Origin of the sequence: Acidovorax sp. Root568 (genome assembly GCF_001427445.1) — a bacterium.
GTDB lineage: Bacteria > Pseudomonadota > Gammaproteobacteria > Burkholderiales > Burkholderiaceae_C > Acidovorax > Acidovorax delafieldii.
This window is the reverse complement of record NZ_LMGP01000002.1, coordinates 161565-183450: the sequence shown is the minus strand read 5'-3', so window position 1 is coordinate 183450 and position 21886 is coordinate 161565. Positions and strand designations below refer to the sequence as shown.

At 65.7% G+C, this 21886-nt stretch carries 19 protein-coding genes; 7 read left to right on the top strand and 12 right to left on the bottom strand.

The features are described 5' to 3' along the window. The first annotated feature begins 56 nt into the window (after positions 1-56). The gene (locus ASD75_RS04185) at positions 57-1439 is read left to right on the top strand and encodes a serine hydrolase (RefSeq protein WP_235511535.1); all 1383 of its coding nucleotides are present in this window, start codon (positions 57-59) and stop codon (positions 1437-1439) included. A gap of 37 nt (positions 1440-1476) precedes the next feature. Here the strand turns inward: ASD75_RS04185 and ASD75_RS04180 are convergent, their stop codons facing one another. The 3 genes from ASD75_RS04180 to gdhA all read right to left on the bottom strand — a co-directional run bounded on the left by ASD75_RS04180 (position 1477) and on the right by gdhA (position 5047). Beyond that, positions 1477-2310 (bottom strand): alpha/beta hydrolase, encoded by an 834-nt coding sequence (locus ASD75_RS04180; protein ID WP_056743467.1) that lies wholly within the window; start codon positions 2308-2310, stop codon positions 1477-1479. A 107-nt stretch (positions 2311-2417) separates the two neighbouring features. After that, a complete protein-coding gene (locus tag ASD75_RS04175; protein WP_056743464.1) occupies positions 2418-3551 on the bottom strand; it encodes a PilT/PilU family type 4a pilus ATPase in 1134 nt (377 codons plus the stop codon). A 152-nt stretch (positions 3552-3703) separates the two neighbouring features. Continuing rightward, positions 3704-5047, bottom strand: coding sequence for an NADP-specific glutamate dehydrogenase (gene gdhA, locus ASD75_RS04170; RefSeq protein ID WP_056743462.1), 1344 nt, complete (start codon positions 5045-5047; stop codon positions 3704-3706). 276 nt (positions 5048-5323) lie between these two features. Between gdhA and ASD75_RS04165 the strand changes: the two genes are divergently transcribed. Further along, positions 5324-6487: a glycerophosphodiester phosphodiesterase gene (locus ASD75_RS04165; protein WP_056743461.1), complete on the top strand. Its 1164-nt coding sequence runs from the start codon at positions 5324-5326 to the stop codon at positions 6485-6487. 118 nt (positions 6488-6605) lie between these two features. Here ASD75_RS04165 and ASD75_RS04160 read toward each other — a convergent pair whose 3' ends face one another. After that, positions 6606-7358, bottom strand: coding sequence for a methyltransferase domain-containing protein (locus ASD75_RS04160; protein WP_056743458.1), 753 nt, complete (start codon positions 7356-7358; stop codon positions 6606-6608). Positions 7359-7740: 382 nt separating this feature from the next. Here ASD75_RS04160 and ASD75_RS04155 point away from each other — a divergent pair, with 382 nt between their 5' ends. Further along, complete coding sequence (locus ASD75_RS04155; protein ID WP_156400941.1) at positions 7741-9615, top strand: hypothetical protein; 1875 nt, start codon at positions 7741-7743, stop codon at positions 9613-9615. Positions 9616-9705: 90 nt separating this feature from the next. Here ASD75_RS04155 and ASD75_RS04150 read toward each other — a convergent pair whose 3' ends face one another. Continuing rightward, positions 9706-10392 carry a hypothetical protein gene (locus tag ASD75_RS04150; RefSeq protein WP_056743455.1) on the bottom strand — a complete coding sequence of 229 codons (687 nt, stop codon included), beginning with the start codon at positions 10390-10392 and terminating at the stop codon, positions 9706-9708. Between the two features lie 67 nt (positions 10393-10459). Continuing rightward, the gene (gene mutL, locus ASD75_RS04145) at positions 10460-12535 is read right to left on the bottom strand and encodes a DNA mismatch repair endonuclease MutL (RefSeq protein WP_056743453.1); all 2076 of its coding nucleotides are present in this window, start codon (positions 12533-12535) and stop codon (positions 10460-10462) included. Positions 12536-12643: 108 nt separating this feature from the next. Here mutL and ASD75_RS04140 point away from each other — a divergent pair, with 108 nt between their 5' ends. Then, a complete protein-coding gene (locus ASD75_RS04140) occupies positions 12644-13291 on the top strand; it encodes a DedA family protein (RefSeq protein ID WP_056061629.1) in 648 nt (215 codons plus the stop codon). Positions 13292-13404: 113 nt separating this feature from the next. Here ASD75_RS04140 and ASD75_RS04135 read toward each other — a convergent pair whose 3' ends face one another. Beyond that, on the bottom strand, positions 13405-13644 hold the full coding sequence (locus ASD75_RS04135) for a glycine zipper 2TM domain-containing protein (RefSeq protein WP_056061634.1): 240 nt from the start codon (positions 13642-13644) through the stop codon (positions 13405-13407). Between the two features lie 245 nt (positions 13645-13889). Here ASD75_RS04135 and ASD75_RS04130 point away from each other — a divergent pair, with 245 nt between their 5' ends. After that, positions 13890-15470, top strand: coding sequence for a methyl-accepting chemotaxis protein (locus ASD75_RS04130; protein WP_056743451.1), 1581 nt, complete (start codon positions 13890-13892; stop codon positions 15468-15470). Positions 15471-15552: 82 nt separating this feature from the next. Here the strand turns inward: ASD75_RS04130 and ASD75_RS04125 are convergent, their stop codons facing one another. The 3 genes from ASD75_RS04125 to tsaE form a co-directional block, all read right to left on the bottom strand. After that, entirely contained in the window at positions 15553-15894 is a 342-nt protein-coding gene (locus tag ASD75_RS04125) for a cupin domain-containing protein (protein WP_056743449.1), read from the bottom strand. 119 nt (positions 15895-16013) lie between these two features. Continuing rightward, complete coding sequence (locus ASD75_RS04120) at positions 16014-17453, bottom strand: N-acetylmuramoyl-L-alanine amidase (RefSeq protein WP_056743447.1); 1440 nt, start codon at positions 17451-17453, stop codon at positions 16014-16016. A gap of 6 nt (positions 17454-17459) precedes the next feature. Further along, positions 17460-17990, bottom strand: a complete 531-nt coding sequence (tsaE, locus tag ASD75_RS04115) for a tRNA (adenosine(37)-N6)-threonylcarbamoyltransferase complex ATPase subunit type 1 TsaE (protein WP_056743446.1) — start codon at positions 17988-17990, stop codon at positions 17460-17462. A gap of 12 nt (positions 17991-18002) precedes the next feature. On the opposite strand from tsaE, the gene queG reads away from it, so the two are divergent. Next, positions 18003-19052, top strand: a complete 1050-nt coding sequence (queG, locus tag ASD75_RS04110; RefSeq protein ID WP_056743443.1) for a tRNA epoxyqueuosine(34) reductase QueG — start codon at positions 18003-18005, stop codon at positions 19050-19052. A 90-nt stretch (positions 19053-19142) separates the two neighbouring features. Here queG and ASD75_RS04105 read toward each other — a convergent pair whose 3' ends face one another. Together ASD75_RS04105 and ASD75_RS04100 are read right to left on the bottom strand one after the other, a co-directional pair. Continuing rightward, positions 19143-19790: a GDSL-type esterase/lipase family protein gene (locus ASD75_RS04105; RefSeq protein WP_056743441.1), complete on the bottom strand. Its 648-nt coding sequence runs from the start codon at positions 19788-19790 to the stop codon at positions 19143-19145. After that, a complete protein-coding gene (locus ASD75_RS04100; RefSeq protein ID WP_056061656.1) occupies positions 19787-20692 on the bottom strand; it encodes an AEC family transporter in 906 nt (301 codons plus the stop codon). Before ASD75_RS04100 ends, ASD75_RS04105 begins: the two co-directional genes overlap by 4 nt. A gap of 187 nt (positions 20693-20879) precedes the next feature. Between ASD75_RS04100 and ASD75_RS04095 the strand changes: the two genes are divergently transcribed. Beyond that, complete coding sequence (locus tag ASD75_RS04095; RefSeq protein ID WP_056743439.1) at positions 20880-21845, top strand: tripartite tricarboxylate transporter substrate binding protein BugE; 966 nt, start codon at positions 20880-20882, stop codon at positions 21843-21845. Positions 21846-21886 lie beyond the last annotated feature (41 nt).

The following is a 21886-nucleotide window of genomic DNA, read 5'->3' as shown; positions in this document are numbered from 1 at the left end:
GCCCGGATGCTGCACCAAGCAACACAACACAACATAACACCACAAGGAGACAAGCCATGGACAAGACTCACAGCGCCTCTGCGGCGCAAACCGCTCACCCTGCGCATCCTGCGCAGCCCCGGCGTTCTGGCGAATTCCCCGCCGCGCTGTGGCGGGCAGCCTGCGCTGCGGCGGCATTGGGTGTTGCCTTTGCGGCCCCAGCCCAGGCGCAGGCCCCAGCGCTACCGGCGCCCGAGACCGTGACGCTGGACAAGCTGGGCTACATGAGCACCTTTCCACCCGAAGGGGCGCAGCGTGTGGACCTGAGCAACTCGTACAAATACCCGCAGCTGCGCTGGGCCGTGCAGCACCTGCGCGAGCTGCAGCCCACACGCAATATCCGCCGGGGCGGTGCCGCACCATCTGCGTTACCGGTCGACCCGCGACCATTGGGCGCAGTGGCATTCGATGACGACAAGGGCCAGCCCATCACGGTGGACCAATGGTTCACCCGCACCTACACCGATGCACTGGTGGTGATGCACAAGGGCCGCGTGGTGTACGAGCGCTACGACAACCAGATGAAGCCCTACTCGCCGCATCTGCTGTTCTCGGTCACCAAGTCGTTCACCGGGCTCATGGCGGCGCAGCTGGCGCACGAGGGCAAGATCGACCCCGAGGCGCTGGTGACCAAGTACGTGCCGGAGCTGGCCGAATCGGCCTGGGGCGACATGAAGGTGCGCGATGTGATGGACATGACGGGCGCCGTGCGCTTCCGCGAGGTCTACACCGACCCCACCACCGAGATTTTTGGCTACAGCTGGTCCAGCGGCCTGCTGCCGCGTCCGCCCGGTTACCAGGGGCCGACCAATGTCTACGACTTCCTCAAGACGCTCAAGAAGGAAGGCGAACACGGCGCAGGTTTTGTATACCGCACCGTGCATTCTGAGGTGCTGGGCTGGATCGTGTCGCGCGCTACCGGCAAACACTGGGCCGAGCTCATGAGCGACAACATCTGGCAAAAGCTGGGCACCGAGGAAGACGCCCATGTGATGGTGGACAGCGTGGGCACGCCCCTGCAGGGCGCAGGCCTCAACGCCACGGCGCGCGACCTGGCGCGGTTTGGCGAGATGCTGCGCCTGGGCGGCAGCTTCAACGGCCAGAAGATTTTTGACAAGGCCGTGATCGACGACACCGCCAAGGGCGGCGACCGAGAGAAGTTCAAGATGGGGGGCATGGCCTTTCGGCCGGGCTACAGCTACCGCAACCAGTGGTGGGTGCTGCACAACGCCGATGGGGCTTATGAGGCCGCCGGCATCCACGGCCAGTTCATCCATGTGAACCCGGCTGCCGAGATGGTGGTGATCAAACTGTCGTCGCACCCCGTGGCGGGGGCAGGCTTTACCCACCCGCTCACTCTCAAGGCCTGGGCGGCACTGGCGCAGGCGGTGCGCCGCTGAGACAGCGCGGCTGACTCGTCGCGGCGAGCCGCTGCGCTTACTTCAGGTGAAACAGCGAGGCCACGGCCTCGCGGTACTGTCGTTGGCCCACAGAGTTGGTGTTGTGGTGCGAGCCGCCCTCTACCAGCACAAACTGCTTGGGCTCCCGCGCTGCCTCGTACAGCTGGCGGCCCAGCGTGGGGCGGATCAGGCTGTCGTCGCTGCCATGCACCACCAGCAGCGGCGAGCCGATCTCGGCCACCTTGCGGATGGATTCGAACCGCTGAGTGATAAGGGGCGACACCGGCAGCCAGCCCCACTTGAAGGTGCTGACCACGTCGGGGATGCTGGTGAAGGTGCCTTCGACGATGGTGCCCTTTTCATCCGGCACCTGGCGCGCCAGATCGATCGCAATGGCGCCGCCCAGCGAGTGGCCGAAGATGTAGCGCGGCTTGTCCGGGTGCTGCTCGGCCAGCCAGTTCCAGGCGGCGCGGGCGTCCTCGGCCGCGGTGGCCTCGGAAGGCAGGCCTGCGCTGCTGCGCCCAAAGCCCCGGTAGTCGATGGCCAGCACCGAAAAGCCCAGCTCCTGCATGCGCCGGATGCGGCCTGACGAGCCCGCCACGTTCCAGCGCGCGCCGTGCAGGTACAGCAGCACCGGCGCGCCGGCCTGGGTGTGGGGCAGCCACAGCCCGTGCAGGCGCTCGGCCTTGCCGCTGGCGTCGGAGGCGAACTCGATCCAGACGTCCTGCATGCCTTCGGTGGACGGCGCGCCGCCCCAGCTGCGGTCGCTGGGCTGGAAGATCCATTCGCGCTGCTTGGCGTCAAGGGTGGCGCAACCCACGCTCACGGCCACCACCAGCCCCAGGGATGCAAGAAGAGGGATTCGTTTCATCGTCCGACTGATTCTGGCGCAGGTACAAAAGTTCGGTGAGGATCAAGCACGGGAGCCGGTGGCTTGCAGTGGTAGAGCAGACGATACCCCTGGCGCTAGCACGCCGTTCACGACAGCCGCGAGGCCGACTGCATGGGCGAGGAGGTATCGATGGAAAGCTCTCCTGCATCCTGCGTGGTCACGCCGGCCGCCAGGCGCACGCGCAGCGCCAGGTCGGTGCGCGAGTCCGCGTTGTGCAGGGCCTCGTCCAACGAGATACGGCCGTCGGTGTAGAGCTGGTACAGCGCCTGGTCAAAGGTGCACATGCCTATCTCGGTGCTGTGGCCCATGGCCTCCTTGATGCCCGAAAACTCGCCCTTGGCGATCAGGTCGGCGATGTAGGGCGAGTTGAGCATGACCTCCACCGCAGGCACCAGCTTTTCGTGCAGGCCGGGGATCAGGCGCTGCGAGATCACGCCGGCCAGGTTCAGGCTCAGGTCCATCAGCAGCTGGTGGTGGGCGTCTTCGGGGAAGAAATTGATGACCCGCTCCATGGCCTGGTTGGCGTTGTTGGCGTGCAGCGTGGACAGGCACAGGTGGCCGGTCTCGGCATAGGCAATGGCCTGCTTCATGGTGTTGCGGTCGCGGATCTCGCCGATCATGATCACGTCCGGCGCCTCGCGCAGCGCGTTCTTCAGGGCCTCTTCGTACGACTGCGTGTCGATGCCCACCTCGCGCTGGTCCACCACCGAGCGCTTGTGCGCGTGCAAAAACTCCAGCGGGTCTTCGATGGTGAGGATGTGGCCCGTGACGTTCTCGTTACGGTAGTTGATCATCGACGCCAGCGTGGTCGATTTGCCCGAGCCCGTGGCCCCGGTCACCAGCACCAGGCCGCGCTTGCGCAGCACCAGCTTTTCCAGCACCGGGGGCAGGCCCAGCGCGGCCAGCGGCGGGATCTTGTTCTTGATGTAGCGCACCACCATGCCAGTTTCGCCGCGCTGCACGAATACATTGACCCGAAAGCGCCCCAGGTTCTCCGCCGAGATCGACAGGTTCATCTCCTGCTTGGCCTCGAACTCGCCGATCTGCTTTTCGTTCATCACCGCGCAGGCCAGCTGCTTGACCTGGCCGGGCAACAAGGCGGGCATCTTCAACGGGTGTGTGACCCCTTCGATCTTGAGATTGACCGGCGCACCGACACTGAAAAAGAGGTCCGAGCCTCCCTTTTCGACCATGACGTTCAAGAAGCTGAAGATTTCCACGGCGGACTCCCGAAAGTGTGCGTATTGGTTTTCAAGTGCAGCATAGCCTGCACTGCGCTGCGCGCCAAAAACAAAGGGGACGAAGCCCCAGTGATTTGCTGCGTGAACAGGATCTTGGAACGCAAACACGTTCCAAGGCCCGGCCCTTCCCCTTACACCACGCCCTGCGCCAGCATGGCGTCGGCCACCTTCACAAAGCCGGCGATGTTGGCGCCGTCGATGTAGCTCACGCTGCCATCGGCGCGCTTGCCGTAGTGCAGGCAGGCTGCGTGGATGCCCTGCATGATCTGCAGCAGTCGGGCGTCCACCTCCTCGCGGGGCCAGGACAGGCGGGCGGCGTTCTGGCTCATCTCCAGGCCGGATGTGGCCACGCCGCCTGCGTTGCTGGCCTTGCCGGGGGCGTACAGCGCGCCTGCGGCCTCAAAGGCCTTGGCGGCCTCGATGGTCGAGGGCATGTTGGCGCCCTCGGCCACGCAGAGCACGCCGTTCTGGATCAGCGTTTTCGCGTCGTTCTCGTCCAGCTCGTTTTGCGTGGCGCAGGGCAGGGCCACGTCCACCTTCACATGCCAGGGGCGGACACCGGCTTCAAACTTCACACCCGTGCGGGCGGCGTAGTCGCTCACGCGGCCGTAGAGGTGGTTCTTCACATCCATCAGGATGGCGAGCTTTTCGGGGGTGAAGCCATCCTCGTCCACCACGGTGCCGCTGGAGTCCGACACCGTCACCACCTTGGCGCCCAGCTCCATCGCCTTTTGCACGGCGTATTGCGCCACGTTGCCCGAGCCGGACACCGACACGCGCAGGCCGTCGAACGAACGGCCTCGGGTCTTGAGCATTTCCTGCGCAAAGTACACCGTGCCGTAGCCTGTGGCTTCAGGGCGGATCAGCGAGCCGCCGAACGACAGGCCCTTGCCGGTGAACACGCTGGCCGCGTTGTTGGCCAGCTTTTTGTACATACCCGCCATGAAGCCCACCTCGCGGCCGCCCACGCCGATGTCGCCGGCGGGCACATCGGTGTCGGGGCCCACATGGCGGTACAGCTCGGTCACGAACGCCTGGCAAAAGCGCATGACTTCGCCAGGGCTCTTGCCCTTGGGGTCGAAGTCGGAACCGCCCTTGCCACCACCCATGGGCAGCGTGGTCAGTGCGTTCTTGAAGGTCTGCTCAAACGCCAGGAACTTGAGCACCGACAGGTTGACTGACGGATGAAAACGCAGGCCGCCTTTGTACGGGCCAATCGCCATGCTGTGCTGGATGCGGTAGCCCCGGTTGACCTGCACGCCGCCATGGTCGTCCACCCAGGACACACGGAACATCACGATGCGCTCGGGCTCCACCAGCCGCTCCAGCAGACCATGCTCGGCATAGCGCGGGTGCTGCGCGATGAACGGCCAGAGGCTTTCCATCACTTCGGTGACGGCTTGCAGGAATTCCGGCTGGCCGGGGTTGCGGAGCGCCACGTGGGAAAGGAAGCTCTCGGCGGTCGCGTGTTTCATGGTTCAAAAGGCTTTCAGCATCAAAAGGTCAACAACGTCAAAGATCGCTAACGCACCGGTTTGGCGCACTGCAACATCGAATTATGTTCAAAAGTTATACGTTCATGCCGATGCCTATGCACAATGGTGGGGAATGTGGCCGAGATATTCGCCACATATTGGTGCGGTTGATGTGTGGTGCGACCGTCATGCGTTTGCCAAAAGGACGTCATGGTCTTGTCACATGCCGACCCCACAGTTCGGCGGTTCTACCAACAACATAGTGAGGAGAAGAGCATGCACATCCCTGGTGTGAAATGGGGCGCGCTGGCCATGGTGGCCACGCTGGCAGCCTGCGGCGGCAGCGACAACTATCCGTACCCCACCCTGAACGGCGACAAGCCCCTGGTGATCGGCCACCGGGGCACGGCGGGCTACCGGCCCGACCACACGCTGGAAGGCTACAAGCTGGCCATCGACATGGGCGCCGACTTCATCGAGCCCGATCTGGTGGCCACCAAGGATGGTGTGCTGGTCGCCCGCCACGAGCCCAACATCACCGGCACCACCGATGTCTCCACCCGCCCCGAATTCGCCAGCCGCAAGACCAAGAAAGTGGTCGATGGCGTAGAGGAAGAAGGCTGGTTTGTCACCGACTTCACCCTGGCCGAACTCAAGACCCTGCGCGCCATCCAGCCCCTGTCCGACCGCGACCAGTCGTACAACGGCAAGTTCCAGATCCCCACTTTTGAAGAAGTGCTGGACCTGGCCAAGACCGAAGGCGCCAAGGCGGGCCGCACCGTGGGCGTGTACCCCGAAACCAAGCACCCCACCTACCACGTCAAGCAAGGCCTGCCGCTGGAAGACCGCCTGCTGGCCATCCTGGCCAAGTACGGCTACACCTCCAAGAGCTCGCCCGTCATCATCCAGTCGTTCGAGGTTTCCAACCTCAAGTACCTGCGCACCAAGACCCAGGTGCGCCTGGTGCAGCTGGTGGACGCAGACGATGTGAACCCCGATGGCACCATGTCGCTGGTGGCCCCATACGACAAGCCCTATGACTTTGCCGTGGCCGGTGACTCGCGCACCTTCGCCAGCCTGCTGACCCCCGCAGGCCTCAAGGAAGTCAAGACCTATGCCGACGGCATTGGCCCCTGGAAGCCGTACCTGATCCCCTCCAAGCAAGTGGATGCCAACAAGGACGGCAAGCCCGACGACCTGAATGGCGACGGCAAGATCGACGAGCGCGACCGCGTGATGATGGCGCCCACCGACGTGGTGAAGAACGCCCACGCCGAAGGCCTTTTCGTGCACGCCTACACCTTCCGCAACGAAGCCAAGCGCCTGGCCTCGGACTTCAAGGGCGACCCCAAGGCCGAGTACAAGTTGTTCTTCAACCTGGGTGTGGACGGCGTGTTCAGCGACTTTACCGACACCGCCAAGGCTGCGCGGGATCAGTGACACCCTCGCCCGGGGGCGCACCGCCCGGCTGCAATCCCCAAGAGCTACCCGCAGGAAAGCGCCGAGAGGCGCTTTCTTTTATGGGCGGCGAAAGAATGAAAGAGCCTGTGCCTGAAATCTACGCAATATGAGGCACCGCTTTTTCAAAGATGAAGATCACTTCTTCCTTGTTTTTCAGAATCAGCCGTGTCTCGTAAGCGAGGCGGTACAGGGGCTTGATCCTGGAGAACATGTCCACCATGCCCTCCATGGTCCAGGCGTGAAAGTGAATGCTGTAGTCGGCTGCATTCAATTCCTGGGCTACTTCATTTTCGAACTGCTTTAGCGCCGCGCCGCTGTGGCGTGGGAAAAGCCCTTTGTCCATTCCGTTGGCCGCAAAGATCTTTGCAAACTCGGCATAGGCCGAATCCCGCGACCAGGCAGGCCCCTCCTCATAGTCTCGTTGAAGGTGCTCAAAGGGCGTGGGTTGTCGGACGCTGTCAAAGCTATGCCGCATTTCGGGCAGGCTCAAATACAGGATGCCTCCGTGTTTCAACACTCTGAGCATGTTGCGAAAGCCCCTTATCGGATCTTCAAAATGCTCCAGGACATGGTTGGCAATCACGAAGTCCTGTGAGTAGTCCCCCACTTTCGCAAGGCATTCGCCATCGTCCACGATGTCCGGGCGGATCACGGTGCTCAGATCGACCCCAAAATCCCCCAGCGATAAGCCAGCAACCTTGTGATTCGCGTCCAAGTCTTCCAGGTTGTATTTGTCCACATAAGTTACGCGAGCCGCGTCGGGCACTGGCAGGGGCGAAGCGAAGGCACCGATTTCCAACCCGTGGCCCGCAATGAAATTGTCTGCAACGGTTTTGCGCACCTCGGTCATGGATCCGCAGAGCGAACGTGCTGCGGGTGCTACGGGTACTTCTTTTTTTGTTGAAGAGCCAGTTCAATACTTGCTAGCCGGCTGTCAAGGCCCGGCGTGCCTACCAATCTGCGGATGAGGGATGTGATTGCAGTTTTCAAGATCGAGATTTTTCGTGTGTTCAGTGAGGTAGTCCCTGGCAGCCAATGCGTGGGACCCATTTGCATAAGACCAACGCTGCTGCAGGGGGCTGGCGCTATCGCCGAGTTTTGCGTTGTATTCTTCCCGATTTGGCGCGCCTTATGCGGGACTTCGCATTTTCAGGTTGTTCGCCCATATTTCCGCCAGCGCGTTCCCGGCACGTCAGCTGCGGCGTCAGCCCACCAAGTCGATTTTCTCTTCCATGACCGCACCCTCTGCTTCCTCCCCGGTGCAGCGCGCACAGCCCTGCGACTGGTTGGCCGTGCTGCTGTTGCTGGGATTCGGTTTCCTGCAGCTGTATTACTGCGACCTCACTTTCCATGGCCCCGACCAGATTCGCGACGTGGACACAGTGCGCCAGTGGTTGCACCGCGGCCAGTGGCCCCAGAGCAGCACCCCGTTCAACGGTCGGTTTTTTCTTCCCCCGGGGTTTTATTACCTGCTGGGCCTGCCCCTGCTGGTGGTGGACAGCGAGGTCAGCATCTTTGCCGCCTTCGGGTTCTTCAACGTGGCCTGCATCGGCTGGGCATGGACCATGCTCCGCACGCACCTGGGAAGCCGCGTTGCGTTGGCCTATGTAGCGCTGTGCATGCCCATCTTTGGCAGCGTATACACCCACAGTGCCTGGAATCCGGCGCTGGTGATGGGGCTGTCCAGCCTGGTACTGGCGCTGTGGGTACGTGCCTTGCACCGGCCGGACACAGGTTGGTTTGCGCTGGTGCTGGCGATGTTCGTACTGCTGCAGGTTCACCCCTCGGCGGCTTTGCTGGCGGTGGTCATGGGACTGTTTGCAGTGGTTCATCCATCCGTGCTGCGCCAGCGCGGCACTTGGGCTGGCATCGGCGTGGTGCTGGTCCTGACGGCCTGGTGGGCGTTGTGGGCCAAGCCGTGGAGCATCGAGCGTGTGGTGGCGGCTCCGCCGCCACCGTCCGAGGCGGGCTGGCCGGCGCTCGCTGGCCGGCTGGTGAGTCCGGGCAAATGGTGGGATGCACTGGCCATGCCCTACCACATGGTCGCGGGCATTGAGCCTGCCTTGCCCATGGTGGCCGCCGCCGCCGCTGTGCTGCTGGGAGTGTTGCTGGTGGGAGTGTTGCTGGGGCTGGTTCGGGCCGCCCGGTCTTCCTCCATGCGCTGGGTGGCTGCGGCGGTGCTGGTGTGGTGGGGTATGGCCATGCTGCTGCTGCCCTTTGGCGCGTTCTGGTACCTGGACGTGATCCAGCCCTGGATGGCTTTGTTGGCGGCCTACGGCTGGGCTGGCGCCAGTGCGCGCTGGGCTCGCAGCGCGGCGGCCTGGCTTGCGGTGATGGCCGCCGTTGGCGCTATGGCGTTGGGCGGGCAATGGGCGCTGTACCGGCAGTTTGAGGCGCTGGGCAAGCTGGACCTCGGGGCCAACGTGTCGTTCTTTCCGCGCATCGGGGGGCCACAGCGCTGGGCGCCATCCTTCAGCTTCAGGTACCTGCGCGCCATGCAGGACTATGTGGAATCCGAAGCCCTTTGTCAGAGCCAGCTTCGGGGCCTGTACTGGATGCTGGTGCGCGATATGACGAACCGCCAGTTCGACGCCAGGTGCCAGGCCGCTGCGGGGGGCGCTTTGGTCACGCAATACCTGATCGAACCCCAGGCCCAGGCGGTGCAGTCGGCATTTACCCAAGGGCTTGCGCCCGTGGCCGCGCTGCCCGGTGCGGCGGTGTATGCCTTCGCGCCGCTGCCTTTGCGCGTCAACGGCCGCGAAGGTGGCAATGTCTTTACCGAAGAACGGCTGGACTACATGACGTTTGCGCCAGCCACGCACCGCGAGGGTATTGCGCTACAGATCAGTGCACCGGGGCCTGCCGTGCTCCGCGTGGCCCTGCGATGCACCGACGAGACGGTGCTACCCCCGCCGGAGGGCTGGTCCTTGGTGCAGGCCAGCTCCAGTGTGCCGCCGCGCGCCGAGCACTTCAGGTACATGGGCAGCAACTACTACACGCTGGAGTGGTCCTTGCTGCCGGCGTGGCCAGGTGCTTCCATTACCGTGGCGACGCCTCCGGTAGCGCTGCAATGCGACGTGTCCGCAGCGGCGCGCGCCTTGCCCTGAGCGGCTTGTCCCCCTGCTCTTTGCCGGTGGGGGCAAGAGGATGCTGGGCGGGGCGGCAGTAGCTGCGGTTTTATGCGGCGCTGCGTCGGGTCAGAACCCCAGCGCAAACCCCAGGCTCAACAAGGTGCGACCTTGCTGGCGGCCCACGGTAGCGTCGAGCTGCTTGCCAGGCGCCCACTCCCACCGTGCACCCGTCTGAAAGGCGGGGGCGCTGCCTTGGGTGTCAAAGGCCTCCAGGTGCGGCGTGATGGCACCCCAGCTGCGTTCCACCGAGGCGCCCCAGGTGGCGCGCCAGGACTGGCCGCGCTCGCGCTGGCTGCCCAGGTTGGCGTTGACCACGCCCCAGGTCGCGGCGCATGTGCCGATGAGGTTGAGCGCCACCACGCTGCCCGCGCTTTGCCCGGTACTCTGGCGCCGGTGCACGACACCGGCACTGCTGCCTGCGTTGCAGCCCTGCTCTTGCGCGGGGCTCCACAGCCACTTGGCCTGCACGCCTTGCAAGGTGTGGCGTTCGTTGCGGTCACGCGCCAGCACGGCGCCCAGCTCCAGTCCTGCCATGGGGGTGAAGGCAGGGGCCATGTACACCGTGCCAGGCTGGCCGCGCTGGCCCTCCCACCACACTTCGACGTGACCATGGCCCACCTCGTCAACGCCTGCATCGTCCACGGACAGAGGGCGCCCGGCGTGGGCGGACCAGGCCACGCACAGGGTGGTGGTGGCTGCCAGCATGCGCGATGCGGTGGCGTGGGTGGTACGGTGGTAGCGGTGCTGGGTCATGGAGGGCGGTGGGCAATGGCTGGAGAAAAAGGCTCTGGCTATGTCGCGGGCGGGGAGGTGCCCGCCGCTACCGTCCGCGCAGGAACAGCGCATCCAGCTCCTTCATGCTCAGCTGCCGCCAGGTGGGGCGGCCGTGGTTGCACTGGTCGGAGCGGTCGGTGGTTTCCATCTGGCGCAGCAGGGCGTTCATCTCGTCGATGGTGAGCTTGCGGTTGGCCCGCACGGCACCGTGGCAGGCCATGGTGCCCAGGATTTCATTGCGGGCGCGTTGCACCACGGTGGTGGCGTCGTGGGCGGCCAGCTCGGCCAGCACGCTGCGGGCCAGCTCCACCGGGTCGCCCTGCGCCAACGTGGTGGGCACGGCGCGCACGGCCAGCGTCTTGGGCGAGAAGGGCACCACCTCCAGGCCTAGCGTGGCCAGCACGTCGGCAGACTCTTCGGCCGTGGCGACTTCCTGCGGCGTGGCGGCGAAGGTGGCGGGGATCAGCAAGGGTTGGCTGGCAATGCGCGCGCCGCTGTCCACCTGGGCCTTCAGGCGTTCGTAGACGATGCGCTCGTGGGCGGCATGCATGTCCACCACCACCATGCCCTGGGCATTTTCGGCCAGGATGTACACGCCGTGCAACTGGGCCACGGCCTTGCCCAGGGGCCAGGCGGTTTCGTTGCCATCGCGGCCCACAGGCCAGGCCGTGGGTGGGTTGCTGGCCGGGGGCTCGGTGGGGGTGCCTGCAACCGGAGCGGCCGTCTGTGCGGAGGGCGCACCGTCCCAGGGCGTGTCAGATGCATGGGATGCGGCAGGCGTTGCCCATGCTGCGGGCGCATCTGCCTGGGCTGAGGGCGCCCACAAACCGCCCACGGCCTCGCCCGATGCGGGGTCTGCCACGGGGCCGGCAGGCGTCGCACTGCGCGACCCCCACAGAGCCTGCAGGTCTTCCACACGGTGACCACGTTCTTCAAATTTGATAGCGGCCTGGGCATTCCACACCGGCGCTTGGGGCGTCTGGGGCTTGAAATGCTCCCCATCACCGGCTGCGGAGGGGTTGGGTGCCGCCGCAGCCGCTGCCAATGCGGCAGCCCGTGGCGCAGCCAGCGCGTTTTCCACCGCATGGCGCACGGCCTGGTGCACCTCGCGGCTGTCGCGAAAGCGCACCTCGATCTTGGTGGGGTGCACGTTCACGTCCACACGCGCCGGGTCGATCTCGACATACAGCGCATAAATGGGCTGCTTGTGGCCGTGCAGCACGTCCTCGTAGGCGCTGCGGGCCGCGTGCGTGAGGACCTTGTCGCGCACGAAGCGGCCGTTGACGTAGCAATACTGGTGGTCGGGCCGCGAGCGCGCCGCGTCGGGCAGGCCTGCGCGGCCGGTGACGGTGACCGGGCCCACGCGGTGCTGCACGGCGACCGACTGGGTGACGAAGTCTTCGCCCAGCACGTCCGACAGGCGGCGGGCTAGCGCGTCATGGGCATCCTGGCCGGGCACGAAGGTCGCGCGCCACTGCTCCACCAGCTTGCCTTCGTGCCAGATGGCAAAGCCCACATCGGGCCGCGCCAGTGCGTGGCGGCGCACCGATTCAATGCAGTGCGCCAGCTCGGTGGCGTCGGTCTTCAAGAACTTGCGGCGCGCGGGGGTGGAGAAGAACAGTTCCTTCACCTCCACCGTGGTGCCGGTGCTGCGCGCGGCGGGGCGCAGCTCACCACTGCGGGCATCCAGCAAGAAGGCGCTGGCCTGCGCGGCCGGGCGGGAGAGCAGGGCCATCTCCGACACCGACGCAATCGCTGCCAGTGCCTCGCCCCGAAAGCCCATGGTGGCCACGGTCTCCAGGTCGTTCAGGTTGGTGATCTTGCTGGTGGCGTGGCGGCGCAGGGCTACGGGCAGCTCTTCTTGCGGGATGCCGCCGCCATCGTCCTCCACGGTGATCAGCCGCACGCCACCGGCCGACAGGCGCACGGTGATCTGCGTAGCACCCGCATCGAGCGCGTTGTCCACCAGCTCGCGCACCACCGAAGCGGGGCGCTCCACCACTTCACCCGCAGCAATCTGGCTGATGAGTTCATCGGGCAGATCTCGGATGGGGCGGCGCGTGGCGGTGGGGGTGCTGGAGGCGGGCTGCGCCGCTGCGAGGAAGGGGGTGGTGTCGTTCACCCACCGGATTTTAGGGCGGGGGCTGCGCAGGGGTATCGGGCTGGGGTGGGGTGTGATGGGGATAATGCGCCCACCTTTTTTCCGCGCCGCGCCCGGGCCCGTCTTTTTATGGAACTTGTCACTTTTCTCATCGACTTCATCCTGCATGTGGACAAGTATCTGGAGGCGTTTGTGCAGGCCTATGGCATGTGGGTGTACGCCCTGCTGTTTGCCATTGTGTTTGTCGAAACAGGCCTGGTGGTGATGCCTTTTTTGCCGGGCGACTCGCTGCTGTTCATCGTGGGCGCGCTGTGTGGTGCCGGCATGATGAGCTTTCCGCTGGCGTGCGCGGTGCTGCTGGCGGCGGCCATCTTGGGCGACCAGTGCAACTACTCCATCGGCCGCTACTTTGGCCCCAAGGTGTTCCAGTGGGAGGATTCGCGCTGGTTCAACCGCCGGGCGTTCAACCAGGCGCATGAGTTTTACGAGCGCTACGGTGGCATCACCATCGTGATTGCGCGTTTCATGCCCTTCATCCGCACGTTTGCGCCCTTCGTGGCGGGCGTGGCGGAAATGAATCGCGCCAAGTTCACCGCCTACAACGTGGGCGGGGCGCTGCTGTGGGTGCTGGGCATTGCCACGGCCGGGTACTTCTTCGGCAACTTTGCGTGGGTCAAGGAGAACCTGGACAAGATCATCTGGGCGATGATTTTTGTGCCGGGCCTGATCGCCATCTTTGGCGCCTGGCGCGCCGGGCGCCAGGCCCGCACAGCCTGACAGACTGCGAATTTGCTACAAATAAAAGAGCGACAGGCGCATGTTTTACATGCGCCTGTCGCTCTTTTTATGCCCAGATCAGCGCTCTGGGCGGGGAGGGAAGTCCCAGAGGCTTAACGGCGGTAAGGGCGGCGTTGGTCGCGGTCTTCGCCCACTTCATGGCCGATGAGGGCGCCGGCAGCGGCACCGCCGATGGTGCCCACAGGGCCGCCGAAGATGGCGTTACCGGCAACGCCGCCGACCACGGCGCCGACGCCAGTGCCGACCTGGGCGTTGGTGGGGTTGGATGCACAACCACCCAGTGCCAGGGCCGCAGTGCAGGTAGTCGCAAGAAGAATGTGACGGATGTTCATGGCGAGATTCCTTGATGGTTGTGGAGTCAGGCCGTGGTCCCCAAACCGCGGTAGCGGCTGAAGCTCGACCTGTGCCTCTACTGTCGCTGCCCGGCCGCGCGGTGGCTGTAGGCAGGCAAGGGTGCTGGGTGTAGGACAGGCGGCACAGGAGGAACTAAGGGTTTCCCTGCGCCTGTCGCTGTTGCCAACCGGGTTGCGCAGGCAGATCATTTCCTTGTCATACAAAACTTACACAAGGACACGCGATGACCCAGCACATCCAGCAAGCCGGCCGGGGCGGCGTGGGCACCCAGCTGACGGTGGCGCAGCAGATCGGGTTGATTGTGGGCGTGGCGGTGCTGGCGCTGGTGGTCGTCCTGGCGCTGAGCCTGGTGCGTGTGCAGCGCCTGGGGGCTACCGTGGATCAGCTGGCCACCGAGCAGGTGGAGCGACTGCAACTGGCGCTGCGCTGGCGCAGCAACATCGCCGTCAATTCCACGCGTGTGTTCTCCATCGCTCAGACCGAGGGCGATGACCTCCAGAACTATTTCAAGGAGGCAGTGGCCGCCACCACCGCCGACACCAGCAAGGTGCAAAAGCGCTATACCGAGCTGGAAAACAGCCCGGAGGGCCTGCGCATCCAGGAAGAGCTGGCCACCATCCGCAAGTCGTACCTGGAGTCGCGCGACAAGTCGCTGGAGCTGAAAAAGGCGGGTGACATGGCCCAGGCGCGCGCCTATGCGCTGGGCACGTTTGCGCCAGTGCTGGACAAATACAACGCCGTGGCCGACAAGATGGTGGATTACCAGGTGCGCCGCTCGGCCGAGCAGGCGGCCGAGGCGGCAGAGCTTATCCAGTCCTACCGCATGACCGTGCTGGTGGCGGGTGTGGCAGGGCTGGCGCTGCTCGTGGTGCTGTCGTGGGTGGTGGTGCAGCGCATCCGCCGCTCCCTGGGGGCGGTGAGCGCGGTGGCGCAGCGCATTGGCGAGGGTGACCTGTCCCAACCCATCGAGGTGCAAGGGCGTGGTGAGGTGGCCGAGATGATGCGTGCCATGCAGGGCATGCAGACCTCGCTGGTGCGCATCGTGGGCGACGTGCGGCACAGCAGCGACAGCATTGCCACGGGCTCCAGCGAGATCGCCATGGGCAATGCCGACCTGAGCCAGCGCACCGAGGAACAGGCCAGCAACCTGGAGGAAACGGCCGCCTCCATGGAAGAGATCACCAGCACCGTGAAGAACAACGCCGACACCGCGCGCAAGGCGGCCACGCTGGCCGGCTCGGCATCGCAGGCGGCGGTCAAGGGCGGCGAGGTGGTGGGCCAGGTGGTGACCACCATGCAGGACATCTCGGCCGCGTCCCGCAAGATCACCGACATCATCAGCGTGATTGATGGCATCGCGTTCCAGACCAACATCCTGGCGCTGAACGCGGCGGTGGAGGCCGCACGCGCCGGTGAACAGGGCCGTGGCTTTGCCGTGGTGGCCAGCGAGGTGCGCAGCCTGGCCCAGCGCAGCGCCGAGGCGGCCAAGGAGATCAAGGCCCTGATCAGTGCCAGTGTGGAGAAGGTGGAGAACGGCACCCAGCTGGTGAGCAACGCCGGGCAGAGTATGGAAGATATCGTCGCCCAGGTGCAGCGGGTGAGCGACCTGATTGGCGAGATCTCCAGCGCCACGGGCGAGCAGACCATCGGCATCAGCCAGGTGGGCGAGGCGGTGATGCAGCTAGACCAGGTCACCCAGCAGAATGCGGCCCTGGTGGAGCAGAGCGCTGCGGCGGCCGACAGCCTCAAGCACCAGGCGGCGCGGTTGTCAGAGATCGTGAGCGTGTTCCGGCTGGGGCGCTGACCGCCTTCAGCGCCGCACGGTCTTTACCCCCTCAGGCCTTCGGGGCCCGGAGTGCAAAGAAGCCAACGCAGCCAAAGAGGCCTCAGGTTTTCTCCGCAGGCTTGAGGCACATCGTCACCAGCAATGAGGCATGTTCTACCGCCTTGAGCGAATGCAGCGCGCGCGGTGCCAGGTGCACAAAGTCGCCGGGATGCAATTGCTGCACGCCCAGCTCGCTCGCAAACTCCACCACGCCCTCGATGCACTGCACGGTGGCCTCGCCGGGCGTCTGGTGTTCTTTCATGGATTTGCCCACGGGCAGGACCACCCGCATGACTTCGAGCTGGCCGGCTTTGAGGACGGCGGTGGTGACGGTGTCGGTCAGTCGTGCTCCCAGGGGACGCACGCTGACGATCTGACCAGATTGGGCGTGGGGCAGGGCCATGGCAGTTCTCCTTGCTGGCCAAGGCGCGGTGCGCGCCCGGCCGATGCAGGCTACTGTGCCTGCAGTTGGCAGTGCGCGCAAGGTGGGCTGGCCGTCCCGCGCGCGATGTCCCTGCCTGCCTACACCGACCGGCTGCGCGCCAGTGGCGGGTTCTTGGCGAAGTAGCGCGTGATGCCGCGCATTAGCGCGTCGGCCAGCTGCTCCTGGTAGGCGCTGCTGCGCAGGCGCTTTTCTTCTTCGGGGTTGCTGATGAAGGCGGTTTCGACCAGCACGCTCGGGATGTCGGGCGCCTTGAGCACGGCAAAGCCCGCCTGCTCCACGCGCGGTTTGTGCAGCTTGCCCACGTTGCCGATCTCGCCCAGCAGCACGGTGCCCAGCTTCAGGCTGTCGTTGATCTGCGCGGTGGTGCTCATGTCCAGCAGCGCGCGCTGCACATGCTGGTCCTTGGACTGCACGTTGATGCCGCCCACCAGGTCGGCCTGGTTCTCCTTGTTGGCCAGCCAGCGGGCGGCCGTGCTGGAGGCCCCGCCCTGGCTCAGCGCAAACACGCTGGCGCCGCGCGCCTCGGGCGTGGTGAAGGCGTCGGCATGGATGGAGACGAACAGGTCGGCCTGCACGCGCCGGGCTTTTTGCACGCGGGTGCCCAGGGGCACAAAGTAGTCGCCGTCGCGCGTGAGGTAGGCGCGCATGGGGTTGCCACCCACGGTGGTGGCGTTGATGCGGTCGCGCAGCAGATGGGCCACGCGCAGCACCACGTCTTTTTCGCGGGTGCCGGAGGGGCCGATGGCGCCGGGGTCTTCGCCCCCGTGGCCGGGGTCGAGTGCCACGATGATGATGCGGTCTGTCTCGGTGGCTGTGGGGCGGTTGCCAGGTCGTGAGGGCGCGGCAGGGGCGGCGCTGGGCGCGGGTGCTGCGGCCACCACGGGCGGCTGGGCTGTGGTGCCGGACTGCGCGGGGCCATTGGCGCGTTGCGCGATCAGGTCGCCCAGCGGGTCGTGCTCTGCGGCGCGGGCTGTGGCGGGTGCGGGCGATGGCGCAGGTGTGGCGGCCGGGCCGCTGGCATCGCGCAGGCGCTCGGCAATCAGTGCCTCCAGCGGGTCCACAGGCGCCGCGGGGTACAGGTCAAACACCAGCCGGTGGCGGTAGGCGGCGACGGGTGGCAGGGTGAACACCTGCGGCATGGCGGGCTGCTTGAGGTCCACCACCAGGCGCACCACCCCCGGTGCGTTCTGGCCCACGCGGATGCCCGCGATGTTGGGGTCGTCGGGTTTGACCTTGGCCACCAGTTCGCGCAGCTCGGGGCTCAGGTCGATGCCCTCGATGTCCACCGCCAGGCGCGGCGGCGAGGTCACGAAGAACTGCTTGGCCACCAGCGCGCCATCGGACTCGATGGTCACCCGCGAGTATTCGGGTGCGGGCCAGACGCGCACGGCCACGATGGTGGCGCCGCGTGCAATCTGCTGTGCGCCCAGCAGCAGCACCAGGCTGCTGGCGCGCAGCACGGCACGGCGCGATGGCTGGGAAGCGGCGTGGCGGTCGGGCAGGGTGGGTTCGTTCACGGTGTCTCAGAGAGCTTGCAGCAGGCTGCGCCCCGTGGCGGTGGGGGCATGCAGCGTGACCTTCCTTTCGGTGTCATCCATTGCTTCAATGTGGATAGCAAGGTCTGCAAGCGGGGTAAGCGCTGCGGCCTTTTCCGGCCATTCTGCCACCTTGAGACCGGGGTTGGCAAAAATGTCCCTGAAACCGGCGTCTTCCCACTCGCGCGGATCGTCAAAACGGTAGAAGTCGAAGTGCCAGATCGAGAGACCCGGCGCCTCGTGGGGCTCCACAACAGCGTAAGTGGGGCTCTTGATGCGGCCCTGCACGCCCAGCGCGCGCAGCAGGTGGCGCACCAGGGTGGTCTTGCCCGCGCCCAGGTCGCCGTGCAGGGTCACGAAGGCGTTGGCCAGCAGGGGCTGGGTGGCCAGGCGCTGGGCAAAGGCGGCGGTGTCTTCCTCGCTGTGCCAGGTGAAATGGCGCGTGGTTTCTGCAGGGGGGGTGGCCGCAGCATCGGTGCCGCTTTCTACAATCTGGCCGGTATGTGGTGCAACAGTCAACTCGTTCCTCAAATGCAGGAGTGGGCCCGCGAGCTGGGATTTTCCCAAATCGGCGTGGCGGGGGTGGACTTGTCTGCGGCCGAGCCGGGTCTTGCGGCCTGGCTGGAGCAGGGGTTCCATGGTGACATGCATTACATGGCATCCCATGGCATGAAGCGCGCGCGCCCGGCCGAGCTGGTGCCCGGCACCGTGAGTGTGATCACGGCGCGCATGGATTATTTGCCGCGCGATACGGCCAGGGATGCGCCCGGGGGCTGGCAGGCGGCCGAACTCTCACGCCTGCAGCGCCCGCACGAGGGCATCGTCTCCGTCTACGCCCGGGGCCGGGACTACCACAAGGTGCTGCGCGCCCGGCTGCAAAAGCTCAGCGACCGCATCGCCGAGGCCATCGGCCCGTTTGGCCACCGCGTGTTCACCGACTCCGCGCCGGTGCTGGAGGCCGAACTGGCTGCGCGCAGCGGCCAGGGGTGGCGCGGCAAGCACACGCTGGTGCTCAACCGCGAGGCGGGGTCCATGTTCTTTCTGGGCGAGATTTATGTGGACATTGCGCTGCCCCAGAGCGAGCCCGTCACCCCACACTGCGGCAGCTGCAGCGCGTGCATCGACATCTGCCCCACACAGGCCATCGTCGCGCCGCACCGCGTTGACGCGCGGCGCTGCATCTCGTACCTCACCATCGAACACGCCGGGCCCATCCCTGTGGAGCTGCGCCCGCTGATGGGCAACCGCATCTATGGCTGCGACGACTGCCAGCTGATTTGCCCCTGGAACAAGTTTGCGCAGGTCAGCCGCCTGCCGGATTTTGACGAGCGCAAGGGCCTGTCGGGCCAGCAGCTGGCGCACCTGTTTGCGTGGGACGAAGCCACCTTTTTGCGCATGACCGAGGGCGGCCCCATCCGCCGCATCGGCCACGAGCGCTGGCTGCGCAATGTGGCCGTGGCGCTGGGCAATGCGCTGCGTGCTACGGGCGATGGGGCGTTGCGCGCTGCGCTGCAGTCGCGGGCCGAGGATGCCAGCGCGCTGGTGCGGGAGCATGTGGGCTGGGCTCTTGACGCTGCTTGAGGGTGTTTTTGGAAGAAATAGCCTGGTAGCGCTAGTGCAATATGCCTTGGTCGCTATCAAAATAGGAGTGGTCGCCGTTGCTCCGGGTCCTCACTGCACCAGCAGCCCCGTCTGCCGCAAAGTGCCCACCAGCCCCTGGGCGAACTCCGCATATCCGGCAGCGTTGGCGTGGATCTGGTCCGACCGCAACCGCTCTTGCGCCAGCACGCTCGACCAGCCTTTGGCATGCAGCGGGATCTTCAGCTCTTCGGCAATCTCTTCGTACAGCGGGTGGTCGCTCAGGCGGCCGGCAGCGGCCATGAGCGACAGTTCCGGCACAGCCACCAGCAGCACCTGGGCGCCGCTGGCCCGTGCCTCGGTGCAGATGCGCAAGATGTTGGTGCGCGCGGTGGCAGCACTCTGGCGCCGCAAAAAGTCATTGCCGCCAATGCCCACGATGACCAGCGCGGGCTGGTGCTGTTGCAACAGGCCCGGCAGTCGCGCAAGCGCCTGGGCCGAGGTGTCGCCCGACACACCGCCGTTGACCACCTTCCAGCCCGTCAGGCGCGCCAGTTCGGCGGGGTAGGCGGTGTCGGCCGAGGCTCCCACGCCCGACGTGAGCGAGTCGCCCAGCGCCAGGACCGTGGCGCCTGCCGGGACGGCCTGGGCACGCGCAGGTTTGCGGCCGCAGGCGACCAGGCCGAACGCGGTGGCCAGGCTGGCGCCCAGCAGCCGCCTGCGGTTCAGACCCCGGCTCATCGCAGCACCCCCAGTGCAAACGGCAGGCTCACGATGCCCAGCAAGGTGGACAGCGTGACCAGCCCCGCCACATACGGCCCGTTGTAGCCCATGCGCGCCGCCAGCACATAGCAGGTCGATGCCGTGGGCAGGGCTGCAAACGCCAGCAGCACGGTGGTCTGCACGGCATCGAGCCCGAACATGCGGGCCATGCCAAACGCCACGAGCGGCTGCACCAGGTGGCGGATGGCCAGCACCGACACGCTCAGTGTCTTGCCCCGCGTGAGCAGACCAAACTGCAGCCCCGCCCCGGCCGCCATCAGGCCCAGCGCGAGCGACGCAGCGCTGATGCGGCTGACCGTGGGCACTGCCCATTCGGGGATCTGAAAGCCCAGCAGATTGGCCACCAGCCCCGAGGCGGTGGCGATGATCAGCGGGTTGCGCAACAGCTCGCGCGCAAAGCTGTGCTGCCCGTGCCGGGCCATGGGCCACACGGCCGCCACGTTGAACAGCGGCACACACACGCCGATCAGCACGGCAATCATCAACAGGCCCTGGGTGCCTGCCAGCCGCTCGGCAATCGCCAGGCCAATGAAGGAGTTGAAGCGGAACGCCACCTGCGCGCTGGCCGCATGGTCGCGCACGTCGATGTGCTTGCCCACCCAGGGCCAGTGCGGCAGGCTGTAGGCCAGCGCGATGCCGATCACGCCCGACAGCATGCCCGCGCCGATCAGCCCCGACGCAGCGCCAATATCCATCGGGCTTTTGACGATGGACTGGAACAGCAGCACCGGGAATAGCAGGTAGTACACCAGGCTCTCCACCGGCTGCCAGACCGAGCGGTTCAGGGCGGTGTACCGGCAGATCAGGTAGCCCAGGAAGATGAGTGAAAAGTCGGGGAGCAGGAGTTGGGCGTAGTTCACACACCGAGAATACTTGATGCATGGCAAGCCGCACGGGGGCTCCCGGCAGGCTGAATGGGGCAGGGGGACTACCCACCCCCACTTTGTTTCTAGGGTTAGCCCTTATGTGGAATCCGCAGGGCGGTTTGGCGTGCGTTGGGCATACCATCTGCGCTGTTTGTTGTTACCCCGCACGAAGGAGATTTCCATGCATCGTCGTCAATGGCTTGCGCTGACCGTACTGGCTGCCGCAGCTGGATCGGCTGCCGCACAAGGCTACCCCAACAAGGTGATCCGGCTGGTTGTGCCCTTTGCACCCGGTGGCACCACCGACATCATTGCGCGCGTGATCGCCGAGCCCCTGGGCCGCGTGCTTGGCCAAAGCGTGATCGTGGACAACAAGGCCGGTGGCGGCGGCATTGTGGGTGCGGCCGAACTCGCCCGCGCCACGGCCGACGGCTACACGCTGGGCGTGGCCACCGTGTCCACCACCGCAGCCAACCCCGCCATCAACCCCAAGACGCCGTACAACCCGCTGACGGACTTCTCGCCCATCATCAACATTGCGGCCACCCCCAACATCATTGCGGTGAACCCCAGCTTCCCGGCCAAGGACTACAAGGCGTTTGTGGCGGAACTCAAGAAGTCGCCTGGCAAGTATTCGTACTCGTCGTCTGGCACGGGCGGCATCGGCCACCTGCAGATGGAGCTGTACAAGAACCTCTCGGGCACCTTTGTGACCCACATCCCCTACCGCGGCGCGGGCCCGGCCCTGAACGACACCGTGGCCGGCCAGGTGCCCATGATTTTTGACAACCTGCCCTCGGCGCTGCCTTTCATCAAGGAAAACCGTCTGGTGCCCATCGTCGTTGCAGCGCCCCAGCGCGTAGCGGCCCTGCCCAACACGCCCACCTTCAAGGAACTGGGCCTGGAGCCGGTGAACCGCATGGCCTACTACGGCATCGTGGGCCCCAAGGGCCTGCCCAAGGATGTGGTGGACAAGATCAACGCCGGTGTGCGCAAGGCCCTGGAAGACCCGGCCGTGAAGAAGCGCATCGAAGACACGGGCTCGCTCGTGATCGGCAACACGCCCGAGCAGTTTGCCGAGCAGATCAAGGCCGAGTTCGCGGTCTACAAGGATGTGGTCGTCAAGCAGAAGCTGACGCTGGAATAAAAGCCACCGCCTCCGTCCCCAGCCGCCTTCGGGCGGCTTTT

What these genes read in the sequence shown, in the direction of transcription:
- ASD75_RS04185 (WP_235511535.1), top strand. Translation starts at nt 57, where the DNA reads ATGGACAAGACTCACAGCGCCTCTGCGGCGCAAACCGCTCACCCTGCG.
- ASD75_RS04180 (WP_056743467.1), bottom strand. Translation starts at nt 2,310, where the DNA reads ATGAAACGAATCCCTCTTCTTGCATCCCTGGGGCTGGTGGTGGCCGTG.
- gdhA (WP_056743462.1), bottom strand. Translation starts at nt 5,047, where the DNA reads ATGAAACACGCGACCGCCGAGAGCTTCCTTTCCCACGTGGCGCTCCGC.
- ASD75_RS04165 (WP_056743461.1), top strand. Translation starts at nt 5,324, where the DNA reads ATGCACATCCCTGGTGTGAAATGGGGCGCGCTGGCCATGGTGGCCACG.
- ASD75_RS04160 (WP_056743458.1), bottom strand. Translation starts at nt 7,358, where the DNA reads ATGACCGAGGTGCGCAAAACCGTTGCAGACAATTTCATTGCGGGCCAC.
- ASD75_RS04155 (WP_156400941.1), top strand. Translation starts at nt 7,741, where the DNA reads ATGACCGCACCCTCTGCTTCCTCCCCGGTGCAGCGCGCACAGCCCTGC.
- ASD75_RS04150 (WP_056743455.1), bottom strand. Translation starts at nt 10,392, where the DNA reads ATGACCCAGCACCGCTACCACCGTACCACCCACGCCACCGCATCGCGC.
- ASD75_RS04140 (WP_056061629.1), top strand. Translation starts at nt 12,644, where the DNA reads ATGGAACTTGTCACTTTTCTCATCGACTTCATCCTGCATGTGGACAAG.
- ASD75_RS04135 (WP_056061634.1), bottom strand. Translation starts at nt 13,644, where the DNA reads ATGAACATCCGTCACATTCTTCTTGCGACTACCTGCACTGCGGCCCTG.
- ASD75_RS04130 (WP_056743451.1), top strand. Translation starts at nt 13,890, where the DNA reads ATGACCCAGCACATCCAGCAAGCCGGCCGGGGCGGCGTGGGCACCCAG.
- ASD75_RS04125 (WP_056743449.1), bottom strand. Translation starts at nt 15,894, where the DNA reads ATGGCCCTGCCCCACGCCCAATCTGGTCAGATCGTCAGCGTGCGTCCC.
- queG (WP_056743443.1), top strand. Translation starts at nt 18,003, where the DNA reads ATGCAGGAGTGGGCCCGCGAGCTGGGATTTTCCCAAATCGGCGTGGCG.
- ASD75_RS04105 (WP_056743441.1), bottom strand. Translation starts at nt 19,790, where the DNA reads ATGAGCCGGGGTCTGAACCGCAGGCGGCTGCTGGGCGCCAGCCTGGCC.
- ASD75_RS04095 (WP_056743439.1), top strand. Translation starts at nt 20,880, where the DNA reads ATGCATCGTCGTCAATGGCTTGCGCTGACCGTACTGGCTGCCGCAGCT.